Origin of the sequence: Caballeronia sp. INDeC2, assembly GCF_023631325.1 — a bacterium.
In the GTDB taxonomy this organism is placed as follows: Bacteria; Pseudomonadota; Gammaproteobacteria; order Burkholderiales; family Burkholderiaceae; genus Caballeronia.
Map to the genome: position 1 here is coordinate 67,451 of NZ_JALQDG010000031.1, position 13,130 is coordinate 80,580.

Consider the following 13,130-nt stretch of genomic DNA (forward strand, 5'->3'; position numbering starts at 1 on the left):
TTCAAATGCTCGCGGCCGATGCGAATGCCGGCGAAGCTTGCGTGTTTGCGATTTTCGCGCTGTGATGCGTGAGCAGTTCTTCCGCCGACGAGCCGTACAGCTCGCGCAGCACGGCGGGCGTGAGGCGCTCGCTCGCGCCGTCGAACACGACGCGGCCATCGCGCAACGCGATCGTGCGCGGGCAATACTTCATCGCGATATCGACCTGATGCAGCGACACGACGACCGTCAGCTTGTGCTCGCGGTTGAGCTTGTGCATCAACTCCATGACGCGGCGCGCGGATTCGGGATCGAGCGATGCGATCGGCTCGTCGGCGAGCACGATGCGCGCGCGCTGCACGAGTGCGCGTGCCAGTGCCGCGCGTTGCTGCTGACCGCCGGAGAGATTGCTCGCGCGTTCGAACGCGTGCTCTCCGATGCCCATCGCGGTGAGCGATTCCATCGCAAGCGAACGCTCGCCGCGCGGAAAGCGGCCCGCGAGGCGCCGCCACAGCGACACGCGCGACAACGCGCCGATCAGCACGTTGGTCATCACCGAAAGGCGTCCGACGAGATTGAACTGCTGAAATACGAAGGCGACGTCGCGGCGGATCGAACGCACTTCGCGCACGATCTTGCCGTTCTGCTGGATCGGCCGGCCGAGCAGCGTGACGTGCGACGGCGCGGGGTCGGATGCCGTGAAGCCGGCGATGTGGCGCAGGAGCGTCGACTTGCCCGATCCCGATGCACCGATGAGCGCGACCATCTCGCCCTCTTCCACGCGCAGATCGACGGAGTCGAGCGCCTTGCGGCCATTCCTGAACGTCTTGGTGAGACGCTCGATGCGAATTGCGTCCATAGCTTCCCTCGATGGGCGCGCTTAAACGGCGCGCTGAAACGTTCGGGAGATTCTAGGAAGCGAACATGACGAGACAGTGACGCGCATGAGACGTCTAGATGAATACATGACTTAGGCCGGCCGTCGTCTGAGACGATCGAGCGGGAAATCGATCCGAACGAGCATTCACGTTTCGCGTGCCGCGCGCCATGATGATTGCAAACGCAACAACCATTCGGGAGTTCATCATGAACACGATCCATACGGATGTCGCCATCATCGGCGCGGGCAGCGCGGGACTTTCCGCGTATCGCGCGGCGAAGGCGGCGGGCGCTTCGGCGGTTCTCATCGAAGGCGGCGCGCACGGAACGACGTGTGCGCGCGTCGGCTGTATGCCTTCGAAGCTGCTCATCGCGGCGGCCGATGCCGCGTATCACGCGAGCCACGCGGATGCATTCGGCGTGCATATCGACGGCGCGGTGCGCATCGACGGACGCGAGGTCATGGCGCGTGTGAAGCGTGAGCGAGATCGCTTCGTGAGCTTCGTCGTCGCGGGCGTCGACGCGATGCCCGACGCGGACAAGCTCACCGGCTACGCGCGTTTCATCGACGACAGCTTGCTGCAAGTGGGCGAGCACACGAGGGTGCGTGCGAAGAGCGTTGTGATCGCGACGGGATCGAGCCCCGTCATGCCCGCGATGTATCGCGCGCTCGGCGATCGCGCGGTCATCAACGACGATGTGTTCGCGTGGGACGACTTGCCGAAGCGCGTCGCGGTTATCGGCGCGGGGGTTATCGGGCTGGAACTCGGTCAGGCGTTGGCGCGGCTCGGCGTGCGTGTGTCGGTGCTGGGGGCGCGCGGACGCGTCGGGCCTCTGAGCGATCCGGATGTACGTGCTTATGCCGAACACTTGTTCGGCGATGCGTTTCATTTCGAGCCGCGTGCGTCAGTCGAAGCGGCCTCGCGCGAGGGCGACGAAGTGCGGCTGCGTTATGTTTCAGGTGCGGGCGAGTTGATCGAGGATACGTTCGATTACGTGCTCGTGGCCGCGGGACGCAAGCCGAATGTCGGCGGGCTTGGTTTGCAAAATACGTCCCTTACGCTCGATGAAAACGGCTTGCCTGTGTATGACGCGCTGACCTTGCAGGCGGGCGCGCATCCGGTGTTCATCGCGGGCGATGCGAACGGCGTGCTGCCCCTGCTTCACGAAGCCGCCGATGAAGGCCGTGCGGCGGGGACGAATGCGGCGCGTTATCCGCATGTCGTTGCGGTCGAGCGTCGCGCGCCGATCGCGATTGCGTTCACGGACCCGGGTATCGCGATGGTCGGTGCGCGGTATGTGGATCTGACGCAAGGCGCTTTCGTGACGGGCGAAGTGAGCTTCGAGGATCAGGGGCGCAGCCGGGTGATGCTGAGGAATCGCGGGCTGATGCACGTGTATGTCGATCGCGCGAGCCGGCGCTTTGTCGGGGCGGAATGGATCGGGCCGGATGCGGAGCATATCGCGCATCTGCTTGCGTGGGCTTTGCAGATGAGCCTCACGGTCGATGAGATGTTGCGGATGCCGTTTTATCATCCGGTGGTCGAGGAAGGGCTGCGGACGGCGTTGCGGGATGCGGTGGGGAAGCTTGGTTGAACGTTTGAGGTGGAGGTAAGCGTCGAAGCCGCGCAGCTTTTCTCGCGTGCACGTGTGAAGCGTTTTCGAACACACGCGGCCGTATCCAGCGCAAGCACTCCGGCATTACCGGCCACGGTCGCCACACACGTAAAATGGCGTCATGCCGAATGCACTTTCCCCACCCCCTCAGCAAGAACCCGAGTTGCCGCTTCACACGCCGAGCACCGCATCGCTCGCGGTCGCGGCAGCCATCGCGATGATCGCGTGGCTCGCGTTCGCCGCGCAGACGGATATCACCATCGCGCGCGTCGTGCATCGCGGCCTTACCGTGTTCGACGGCATCGCTCGCATGAGCAGCTATCTGACGAATCTGACGGTGCTGCTGACCGCGCTCTGCTTCACATGCGTGGCGACGCGCGCACAATTCCCAATCGCGCGATTCTTTCGCAAGCCGACGGTGGTGACGGCGGTCGTCGTATATATCGTGTTCGTCGGCATCGCCTATAACGCGTTGCTGCGATATCTATGGACACCATCGGGTTATCGCGCGCTCGTCAACGAATCGCTGCATACGATCGTGCCCGCGCTCGCGGCCTTGTACTGGTTCCTGTTCGTGCCGCGCTTTCATCTCTCATTGCGACGATGTGCGCTGTGGCTCGTCTATCCGCTGTCTTATCTTTGCATCACGTTATGGCGTGGGAGACTTTCCGATTTCTATCCCTATCCGTTCATCGACGTCTCGGAGCTAGGCTATGAGCGCGTGCTCATCAATGCCGCGATGCTCGTGGTCGCGTTTCTCGTGTTGATGAGCGTATTTCTCGCGATCAATCATCGGCGCGAAGATCTGAGCGTGGCGGATCCGGAGACCGAATCCGTCGACTCGTCTTCCGGCCGGATCGATTAGGTTTGCACGCGCCTGTCACTGCCCGAATGCCGATGCGTCCCCAAGGTGCAAGCGGTGTCAGGCTTCTTTCGAATCGAACATCAATAGCTCGACGCCGGCCTGCGCGAAGTTGGCGAGATCGCCGGCGGTCTTCTGGCCTTCGGGCGAGCCGAGCGCGCTCTGTATCGCTTCGAGCGAATTGAACTGCAGCAACGCGACGAGGTGATACGGCGACTCGCCCGATGCGGACACGACCGGCCCCGTGCTGATCTCATAGCGCCGCAAGCCCGGCAACGTCTTCGCGAGCGGCGCATGGGTCGAAGCATAGTATTCGTCGAATGCCTTCGGGTCGGACGGATTCTTGTATAGCGCTACGAGCTGGGCCATCGTCGTGTCTCCTGGTGTTGTACGGCGTGAAGGAAGCGTGCGGCTACGCGTTAGGGCTTTTCGAGTTGAAGATAGATGCGCTGCACGTTCTGCGGCTGCGCGATCGCATAGAGCTTGTCGTTCCTGAACGCGGGGACTTGCACGGTATGCATCGCCTCGGTGAGGCCGACGCCGTTCTTGTAAGCCTGCTTCACCGATGCATCCAGCTCGCGAAGATAATCGCCCGTGCGCATGATGTCGTCGCCGCGCAAGGGCGCACCGAAACCGGGGACGATCATCTTCAAATCGAGCGCGTGCAAGTTCTCCAATGCGCCGAGCCAGCCGGGAATCTGCTCGTTGCGCAATTCGGGGATGCGTCCGTTCGAGACGAGCCCGCCCGCGAAGAGCACGCCGGTTTGCGTATCGAGCACCGCCAGATCGCCGGGCGTGCTCGCGGGCCCGAAGTGCAGCAGTTGCAGCTTGCGCCCGCCGCTCTCGATTTCCGTCGTGCCGTTCACCGTTTTCTCGGGCACCGTCACGCGTGAGCCGGCCATTTCATCTTCGCCGAGCGTCTTGCGCAGATTCGCGAGGCAGATCGAGCAGCGCTCGCGAATCAGTTGCGCGGCGCGCGCGTGCGCGAGGATCGGCACGTCGTCGTCACGAAACGCGGCCGCGCCGAACACGAACTCGGGCGCCTGATGCGTGATGATGACGAGCTTCACAGGCAGCGGCGTGACCTTGCGGATGGCTTCGATCATCGCGCGGCCATAGCGATACGACGGCCCCGTGTCGATCACCGTCACGCCATCCGTTCCGACTATGAAGCCATTGTTCGCCACGATGCCGCGATTCGCGGGTGCGACCGCATCGTTATCGCCGATGAACGCGTACACGCCTGGCGCGATCGCGACGGGCGCGGGCATGCCGCTCATCGCCGCGTGCGCGAACGTGCTCAGCGCGAAGAGCAGCGTGCAGACGAACGCCCGCCATCGGCGCGCCGTCATTTCATCGCCGATGTTTGCGCGCCGCCCGGTTGCGCGCTGACCGCCACGGCGCCGTCCCACTGCTTGTTCTTCGTATCCTCGATATGCGCCTTCAATTCGCCGTTCCCGCCCGCCACGAAATAGAAGCGGAAATTCGGGTTCTCGCTAATCGAAAAATTGACGTTCGCGGTCATCACGGGTTTATCGGCATACGTGACCGACACCTTGCGAACGAAATACGCCGAAGCATAGTTGCGCGTGATCTGGTTCATCGCCATGCCGGTGCGGTTCGGATGGCGCACCATCAGTTGCACGAGCTCGGGCTTGCCCGCGACGGCCTGCCCTTCGGCCTGAATCTTCACTTGTCCCGCGGCGCGTTCGGCGGCGTCGTCGTCCTTGTCGGCGGGCGCGGAGCAGCCGCCCGATGCCTTCACGAAGCGAACCGCGCTATAGAGCTTGCCGTCGTTCGTCTCGGCAATCACGCGCATGAACGTGTAGTCCTCCACGCGCACGCGCGTCTCGATCGTCGCGAGTCCGCTCTCCGGCGTGAACTCGAACGAGCCTGCATACGGCTCGGGATTCTCGTCGATGAAAAGATAGAGCGTTTTGATGTAATGCGTGGGCGTCTGCGGGAATTGCGCGTTGACCGCGATCGGCACGACAGCGGCGTCCGCTGCGCGCGCGGGCGCATCGAGCTTGATGACCGCATCGCCATGCGGGTCGATCGCGCGGCCCTTGAACGTGCCTTCCTTGAAGTCGAGCCAGCGCGCCACCTTGTCGGGATCGTCGTCCGGCTGCGCCGCTTGCGCGGCATACGGCGCGAGGACCGCTGCGGCGAGACTCGCGATCGTCATCGCGCGCGCGCCGGACCATGTCGTCTTCATGATGTCCCTCCAATGCTGCACTACTGCTCCCACTCGAGCTCCGCATAAGCGGCCGTCACATTGCGACGGTGATAGATGTCGACGAGGAGCCACTTGTCCTTCCCGTCGATGCCGATGCTATCGACGGCCTGCCGGATCGTTTCGCCGTTCTTGATGGCCGCACGCACATCGCGCGCCAGATCGGCGAGATAGCGTTCCTCGGCATCGAGCGATTGCGGCCACGGCGGATCGAGCGGACCGTGTCCCGGCACGACATGACGCGGATTCATCTGCCGAATGCGGGCGATGTCGTCGAGCCAGCCGGTCACGCTGCCATCGATCACGGGAATGCAGCGAACGAATAAAAGATCGCCCGTCCACAACGTGCCGCTCTTCTCATCGTATACCGTCAAATCGTTGTTGGTATGCGCGGTTTTCCATGTGCGCAGCGTAAGCGTGCGTCCGCCGATGTCGAACGTGCCCACGCCGTCGATCGTCTTCGTCGGCGCGACGATCTCGCTGCCCGCCGCCGCGCTGCCGAGTTCGCGATTCAGCGCGCGCATGTAGTTGTCCGCACGCGATGCTTCGGCTTGCGCGAGCGCCGCGCTGCCGACGAACTGCGGATGATCGCCCTTGAATGCCGCATTGCCGAAGATGTGATCCGGATGCATGTGCGTGTTGATGACATAGCAGACCGGCAGCGGCGTGACCGCGCGTATCGCCGCGCGCAGCGCGCGGCCTTCGGCGAGCGTGCCGCCTGTATCGATCACCGCGACGCAGCGTGTTCCCACAATGAAGCCCACGTTCGCGATATCGCCGCCATTTTCTGGCGTGGCGACATCGTCGTGACCGCGATGCGCGTAATTGCCCGGCGCGATCCGCTGCATTGAGAGCGCGGTCTCGCCACACGCGATAGTTGCGCATGCAAATAGTATGACGAACACGGCATGACGTGATGCGGATGCGAAGCTCATCGGACGCTGTCCGCTTCGGCGAGGCGTCTGGGTCTGCGCAGCCCGAACTGCGCATATTCGCGCTCGAGAAACGGCTCGGCGTTTTCGAGGAGGAAGCGGCGAAACGCGAGACACGTAGGCGAGAGTTGTTTCGAACGTGAATGCACGAGTTGCCAGGTCCGTTCGACGGGCGTGCCGTTCACATCGAGCACGGCGATTTCACCGGTGCGTAATTCGAGCGACAACGTGTGCAGCGAGATGAGACTCACGCCCATTCCTGCCATTACGGCCTGCTTGATGGTCTCGTTGCTGCCGAGCGTGACGCTGTGCGCGGGCACGAAAAGGTTTTGCCGGAACACATGCTCGACGACCGCGCGCGTGCCCGAGCCTGGCTCGCGCAGGAGGAACGTATCGTTCGCGAGTTCCTGCAAATCGAAGGCCTTTGCATGACACAACGGATGCGAAAGCGGCGCGACGATCACATGCGGATGATAGGCAAGCGGCTCGGCCGTCGTGCCGAGTTCGGGCGGCGGCCGGCCCATGATGGCGAGGTCGGTCGCATTGTCTTGCAGCAAACGCAGAAGCGTTTCGCGATTGCCGACGGAGAAATGCACGTCGACTTTCGGATACTGCTGCCTGTAGAGCGCAAGGAGCTTGGGGGCGAAGTATGTCGCCGAGCTGACGATGCTTACCGCGATCGAGCCGCTGTCGGCTTGCGTGAGGGACATCATCGCGTCTTCGGCGTCTTTTATTTCGCCGAGTATGCGGGTTGCGTGATGCGAGAGTCGTTCGCCTGCTTCCGTCAGGGCGAGACGGCGAGCGACGCGTTCGAACAACGGCAGACCGATGGCCTCTTCCAATTGGCGGATTTGCATCGATACCGCCGGTTGCGTCAGGTGCAGTTCCTCCGCTGCGCGGGCGAAGCTCGGACAGCGGCTCGCTATCACGAAGATTTGTAGCTGGCGCAAGGTTAGGGAACGGATGAAATTCACAGTGGGGGTTGGGGGAATGGGGTTCGCTTGTGGTTCTATGGAATCCTGAATTGGTATCGGTCTATTTGCCCTGCCCTCCTCGGGGCGGGGGTTACTTTCTTCGGCTAGCGTGTCTATACACAGCAGCAACGAAAGTGACTGCGCCCCGCACAGGGGCATCGCCAATAAACCAAAAACAAAACGGGGCCCGGCGACAAATCCAAAAAAAACAAGACCTCACCGACTAGCCCGCGGCGCATTCGCCGCTTTCCCCGGCTGCCCCATATTCTTCACCGTCCCCTGATAAGCAATCGTCTCCTTCTGCATAGGATGGGCAAAATCATTCCCTTCCCCCGGCACTTCGGTGCGAATCAAGAGCAACCGCCCGGGCACGTCATCGGCCATGACGAACGTATAACGCTTACCTGTGTACTTGGCAAAACGCTCCGCATTAGGATCGTTCAAATACGGCTGAATGACGATCTGCCGAGCCTTCTCATGCTTGCCGAGCCCGAGCGATTCGCTCGACACCGGGGTAATCGCCGGCCCCGCCGCAAGCGCCATCCGCACGCGCTGCTGAAAATAGCGCCGCTGACCGCCCGTCAGTTGCTCCATCTCCCCGATGTCATGCTCCAGAAAATAGATGATCGCCGGATTGCACGGCAGCCCGCCCGGCACATTGACATCGCCGGTACGATCCGACACATGCGCATCGTTCTTGCTGTTACCCGGACTCACGACGAGCACGCGCAGCGTATCCTTCACCCTCGACGGCGGCCCGGAATAATCCACCGCGTAATCGAGTTCGGTCTGCGGCTCGACACCGTTCATATGCGGCTGCATGAAGAGCAACTGCTCGGCCGGCTTGATATCGGCGGCCGGCGCCGAAGCCGGAGCATCCGCCGCCATCGCACCGACCGACATCGTCAACGCAGCGCAAGCAACGGCCCATGCGCGAAGCGAACCCGCGTAAGTTCGCTTCATTGCGCGCTTACCGGCTGCAACGGCAGCAATGGAACCTGATAGCTCGACAGTATCTGATCGATCTTCGGCTGATTCGCCGCGATCCAGTTATCGACCTTGTCGCGCCACGCCTTTTCGCCGTATCGCACGCCCATCGAGATTTCGTAATCGAAACGGATCGACTGACCCGCGGGGAACGGCACGAGGCGCACCTTGTTATCGGAGCGATTCGCGAAGTAGCCCGCGATCGGCCCCCATACGAAAGCCGCATCGACGTTGCCTTGCGCCAGATCGCGTTCGATCATCTCGCCCGGAAACGCTTCGGGATCGCCGCTTTGCCCCTGATACGACACCGCCTGACTGATCAGATCATGGCTGAGCAGCCAGTCTGTCGCGGGGCTCTTCACGAAGATGCCGAGCTTCATCTTCTTCAACTGCTCGGGCGGCAGATTCATCAGGTCCGACGGCGATTTGATGCTCGCGTATTCGGGCTTGTTCGGAAACACCATCGCGTAAGTGGAATGCAGATACGGACGCGTGGTCGCGGTGAGCTCGTAGCCCTTCGGCACGCCGATGATCAGATCGCATTTGAAGCGCTCGGTCTGCGGCACTTTCTCGCGCAATGTATTGCGCACGAAGCCCATGCGCTGCGGCCAGTATGTGTATTCGAGCTTGTAGCCGAAATCGCTCGCCATCTGACTCGCGATCTTGTTCTCGTAACCCTCACCCTTCTTGTTCGAGAGCGGCATGTTGTTGGGATCGGCACATACGCGCAGCACGCCGTCCACGCCATCGTTGTTCGGCAGGTCGGGGGGCGGGCCGCCCGCGCCTTGTGCGAACGCCTGTTGCGCCGAGAACGTCGCGAATGCCGCGCATAGCGCAGCGATGAATCGGAACGAAGCGGCGCGGCTTGCATTACGATCAGACATCGACACCTCCGGGAAATAGAGCAATCATCGGTGATGCAACGTCCTTATTTTGCATCGATTGCCTGCAGGTCGCCCGGGTTGATCTTGCCGTCGGAGCGTCCCTTCAGATAGGCGAAGAGGTTCTCCCAGTTCTTCTGCATCATCTGACTGGAACTGAAATCGGGCATGCCCTTGTCCACGCGGCCGCCGAATACCGTGCGATGGAACTCGTTCTTGTCCAGCGTCTTGAAAGCATCGATCAGCGACGGGCCGACCATCCCTTCCTGCTTCGCGCCGTGACACCGTTCGCACGCCAGCGCGCGCCAGGTCTTCCAGCCTTGCAGCGTGTCGCTGTCGACCTTGTTGCCATCGACGACCTTGTACGCGACCGGCTTCATCTGTCCCGTGCCCGAAGGCGTCTGGGCAAGCGAAGCGGACGACGCACCGAGCGTCATCATCAGCAGCAAGAGTAAGCGGCCTTTCATACGTCTGACTCCTTGAGCATGTCTTGTATATGGGGTATTTCGACGCGGCGGCCATTGAGGCCGCCGCGCATTGCCGCGATCAACAGAAGTGCGAACCGAAGCGCATCAACCCGGGATCGCGAAGATGAACAACGTGCCGCCGAGCGCCGTGTACTTCGCGAGGTCCTTATAGCCGCCGACCGCGCCCAGACCTTCCGTCGACTTCTCGAGACCCGCCGCCATGCCGATGCCGGCCCAGCCGCCGATACCCGAGTACACGCCGACATACTGCTTGCCCTGGTACTGGTACGTGAACACGTTGCCGATCACACCGGACGGCGTCTTGAACTTCCACAGCTCCTTGCCGTCCTTGATGCGCACTGCCTTGATATAGCCTTCGAGCGTGCCGTAGAACACGACGCCGCCTGCGGTCGCGAGCGCGCCGGACCATACCGAGAACTTCTCCGGCTTGGACCACACGATCTTGCCCTTGGCCGCATCCCACGCGATGAAGTTGCCCATCGCGCCGTTCTCGTTCGGGCCCGGATACATCGAGAGCGTTGCACCGACGAACGGCTGACCCGACACGTAATCGACCTGGAACGGCTCGTAGTCCATGCAGACGTGATTCGTCGGCACGAGGAACAAGCTGGAGTTCGGATCGAATGCGGCCGGTTGCTGGTCCTTCGAGCCGAGCGCCGCGGGGCAGATGTTTTTGACGTTGTGATCGGGACCGGCCTTCTGCGTCGAATAGCTCGCGTTGCGGATCGGCAGACCGCTCTTCAGATCGACGCTGTCGGCCCAGTTCACCGCCGGGTCGTACTTCTGCGCGACGAGCAGTTCGCCCGATTCGCGGTTGAGCGTATAGCCGAAGCCGTTGCGGTCGAAGTGAACGATCGCGGGCACCTTCTTGCCGCCGATGTTCAGATCGGAGAGGATCATCTCGTTGACGCCGTCATAGTCCCACTCGTCGTGAGGCGTCATCTGATAGACCCACTTCGCTTTGCCGGTGTTGAGATCGCGCGCGAAGATCGTCATCGACCACTTGTTGTCGCCCGGACGTTGCGTCGGATTCCACGTGCCCGGATTGCCCGAGCCGTAGTACACAAGATTGAGCTTCGGATCCCATGCGTACCATCCCCATGTGGTGCCGCCGCCGTACTTCCACTGATCGCCCTGCCAGCTCTTGAGCGACGAGTCCGCACCGACAGGCGCCATCTTGCCGTCGGTCCAAGTCATCGTGGCTTGCGGGTCCATCAGCATTTCGTTGTCGGGACCGGTGCTGTAGGCCTTCCAGACTTCCTTGCCGTCCTTGATGTTGTACGCGATGATCCGTCCGCGCACGCCGAACTCGCCGCCGGAGATGCCGGTCAGCACCTTGTCGCCGAACACGTGCGGCGCGTTGGTGTTGGTTTCGCCCTTCTTCGGGTCGCCGTTCTGCGCGGTCCAGACGACGTCGCCGGTTTTTGCGTCGAGCGCGACGAGCTTCGTATCGGCTTGCTGGAGGAAGATCTTGCCGTCGCCATATGCAAGGCCACGGTTGACCGTATCGCAGCACATCACCGAGATGACCTGATTGTCCTGTTTCGGCTGGTATTGCCAGATGAAGGTCTGATCCTTCAGGTTGATGGCGATAACCTTGTTGGGAAATGGCGAGTGGATGTACATCGTGTCGCCAATGACGAGCGGCGAACCTTCATGGCCGCGCAGCACACCGGTCGACATGGTCCAGGCAACCTGTAGCTTGCCGACGTTGTTTTCGTTGATTTGCTTGAGCGTGCTATAGCGGTGATTCGAGTAATCGCCCGCTTGCGCCGCCCAGTTCGAGGGATTCTTGATCAGGCTGTCCAGTTGCGAGTCGGCCTGGGCCACATATGAATTCAGGCCAGCCGTCGCGACCACCGCCAGTCCAAGAACCAGGGTGCGTAAGTTCATGTCTCCTCCAGAATGGTGATGCCTCCGACCCAGGGATGACCACGCTACCAGGTTGCATCGTGCGCGCCTTCAAATGCAGGTAACGAGCTTCGCTTGGGGTCCGGTACATAGCCGGACTCTTGCGTAGAGAGGCCAATTGCATATTCCATGCCGGTTTAACTGCAATGCTTTAAAACGGGAATTGGGCGGGGGAAGGTGTCGTGAGCGGACAGGTTCTTGTCGGGTGGCGACACATACTGTGTCAAATACGCGAAAAAGATCATGTGACATGACGCGATGCAGCATGTTTTTATCGGCGCATACTAGGGTTCTTCTTTTAGGGAGCCTTTTTGCCATGGCACAAGCCGAGAAGGTTTATTCAGACGATGAAATCAAGCAGCGTTTGACGGGCGCGCTCAAGCATTGGTATGTGGAAGATGGGTGGCTTCGGCGCAAGTTCAAAACCGAAAGCTGGAAAGGGACGCTCATGGTCGTCAATACCGTGGGGCATCTCGCGGAAGCGGCGTGGCATCATCCGGATCTCACCGTTTCTTATGCTTTTGTCGTCGTCAAGCTCAAGACGCATTCGGCTAAAGGCATTACGGATAAGGACTTTGCTCTGGCTTCTAAAATCGAAGAAGTTATCCAGTGGCAGCCGGGGAAGGAAGATGGGCCTCTTGATGGGACGCCTTCCGATGATCAGCGGTTTCGCTATATCAAGTATGACGAGGCTTCGTAGGGCTTTTTTGCTTTCGGCGGGACCCGTTTTGGTGTTGGTCTATTAGCACTGCCCCTTTGCGGGGCGGCAGTCGCTTTCTTTGCTGCTGCGAAGAACGGCTTTCGCCGGATCCCGTTTTGTTTGTGGTCTATTAGCACTGCCCCTATGCGGGGCGGCAGTCACTTTCTTTGCTGCTGCAAAGAAAGTAACCAAAGAAAGCAGCTCGATAGGCCCGCGGTCACACGCAGTTTGGCCATGCTTGCCAAGTGACCGTGGGCTGCCTAAGTGTCGCCCTCAAAGGTTTAACCGGGCTTGGATCGCGCACGGTCTGTCGCCTCGCGTCGCATGGCCGAGCGGTTCAGCACCAAATGGCTCCGGCCCGCTTCGCGGCCGTTGGGTCAATCGGTCCGTCGGTCCTTCCTTGTGGGCGCTTCCATTTCGCTGCATGTGCGATAGGTTGGTTTCCCTGGTAGACCCGGCGGCAGCGCGTAGCGCTGTGCCGGTGCTATTTGGTGCTGAACCAGCTTCTTACGAGTACTAGCTTGTCAGACCGTGCGCGAGCCAAGCCCGGTTGGGCCTATGAGGGCGACACTTAGGCAGCCCACGATCGGCTGGCACGCGTGGCCAAACTGCGTGTGACCGCGGGCTTAACAAGCTGCTTTCTTTGCAGCAGCAAAGAAAGTGACTGCCGCCCCGCACAGGGGCAAC

At 61.3% G+C, this 13,130-nt stretch carries 13 protein-coding genes; 3 read left to right on the forward strand and 10 right to left on the reverse strand.

Annotated elements, in window-relative coordinates; translation table 11 throughout:
- Window position 1 precedes the first annotated feature (1 nt).
- On the reverse strand, window positions 2–838 hold the full coding sequence (gene phnC, locus NCS28_RS20575; protein WP_250515616.1) for a phosphonate ABC transporter ATP-binding protein: 837 nt from the start codon (window positions 836–838) through the stop codon (window positions 2–4).
- Between the two features lie 227 nt (window positions 839–1,065).
- Here phnC and NCS28_RS20580 point away from each other — a divergent pair, with 227 nt between their 5' ends.
- Both NCS28_RS20580 and NCS28_RS20585 read left to right on the forward strand, forming a co-directional pair.
- Entirely contained in the window at window positions 1,066–2,454 is a 1,389-nt protein-coding gene (locus NCS28_RS20580; protein WP_250515617.1) for a dihydrolipoyl dehydrogenase, read from the forward strand.
- Window positions 2,455–2,596: 142 nt separating this feature from the next.
- Complete coding sequence (locus tag NCS28_RS20585) at window positions 2,597–3,340, forward strand: Pr6Pr family membrane protein (protein WP_250515618.1); 744 nt, start codon at window positions 2,597–2,599, stop codon at window positions 3,338–3,340.
- 57 nt (window positions 3,341–3,397) lie between these two features.
- Here NCS28_RS20585 and NCS28_RS20590 read toward each other — a convergent pair whose 3' ends face one another.
- The 9 genes from NCS28_RS20590 to NCS28_RS20630 all read right to left on the reverse strand — a co-directional run bounded on the left by NCS28_RS20590 (window position 3,398) and on the right by NCS28_RS20630 (window position 11,725).
- The gene (locus NCS28_RS20590) at window positions 3,398–3,706 is read right to left on the reverse strand and encodes an EthD family reductase (RefSeq protein ID WP_250515619.1); all 309 of its coding nucleotides are present in this window, start codon (window positions 3,704–3,706) and stop codon (window positions 3,398–3,400) included.
- Window positions 3,707–3,756: 50 nt separating this feature from the next.
- On the reverse strand, window positions 3,757–4,689 hold the full coding sequence (locus tag NCS28_RS20595; RefSeq protein ID WP_250515620.1) for an MBL fold metallo-hydrolase: 933 nt from the start codon (window positions 4,687–4,689) through the stop codon (window positions 3,757–3,759).
- Complete coding sequence (locus NCS28_RS20600; protein ID WP_250515621.1) at window positions 4,686–5,552, reverse strand: quinoprotein dehydrogenase-associated SoxYZ-like carrier; 867 nt, start codon at window positions 5,550–5,552, stop codon at window positions 4,686–4,688. Before NCS28_RS20600 ends, NCS28_RS20595 begins: the two co-directional genes overlap by 4 nt.
- A gap of 20 nt (window positions 5,553–5,572) precedes the next feature.
- On the reverse strand, window positions 5,573–6,418 hold the full coding sequence (locus tag NCS28_RS20605) for a quinoprotein relay system zinc metallohydrolase 2 (protein WP_250515622.1): 846 nt from the start codon (window positions 6,416–6,418) through the stop codon (window positions 5,573–5,575).
- Between the two features lie 83 nt (window positions 6,419–6,501).
- A complete protein-coding gene (locus NCS28_RS20610) occupies window positions 6,502–7,476 on the reverse strand; it encodes a LysR family transcriptional regulator (RefSeq protein ID WP_250515623.1) in 975 nt (324 codons plus the stop codon).
- A 216-nt stretch (window positions 7,477–7,692) separates the two neighbouring features.
- Window positions 7,693–8,439 (reverse strand): hypothetical protein, encoded by a 747-nt coding sequence (locus NCS28_RS20615; protein WP_502801223.1) that lies wholly within the window; start codon window positions 8,437–8,439, stop codon window positions 7,693–7,695.
- Window positions 8,436–9,347 (reverse strand): substrate-binding domain-containing protein, encoded by a 912-nt coding sequence (locus tag NCS28_RS20620; RefSeq protein ID WP_250515624.1) that lies wholly within the window; start codon window positions 9,345–9,347, stop codon window positions 8,436–8,438. The genes NCS28_RS20615 and NCS28_RS20620 overlap by 4 nt, the downstream gene beginning before the upstream one ends.
- A 44-nt stretch (window positions 9,348–9,391) precedes the next feature.
- Entirely contained in the window at window positions 9,392–9,811 is a 420-nt protein-coding gene (locus NCS28_RS20625; protein ID WP_250515625.1) for a c-type cytochrome, read from the reverse strand.
- Window positions 9,812–9,916: 105 nt separating this feature from the next.
- Window positions 9,917–11,725, reverse strand: coding sequence for a methanol/ethanol family PQQ-dependent dehydrogenase (locus tag NCS28_RS20630; protein WP_250515626.1), 1,809 nt, complete (start codon window positions 11,723–11,725; stop codon window positions 9,917–9,919).
- 334 nt (window positions 11,726–12,059) lie between these two features.
- Between NCS28_RS20630 and NCS28_RS20635 the strand changes: the two genes are divergently transcribed.
- Window positions 12,060–12,443, forward strand: coding sequence for a 4a-hydroxytetrahydrobiopterin dehydratase (locus NCS28_RS20635; protein WP_250515627.1), 384 nt, complete (start codon window positions 12,060–12,062; stop codon window positions 12,441–12,443).
- The last annotated feature ends 687 nt before the right edge of the window (window positions 12,444–13,130 follow it).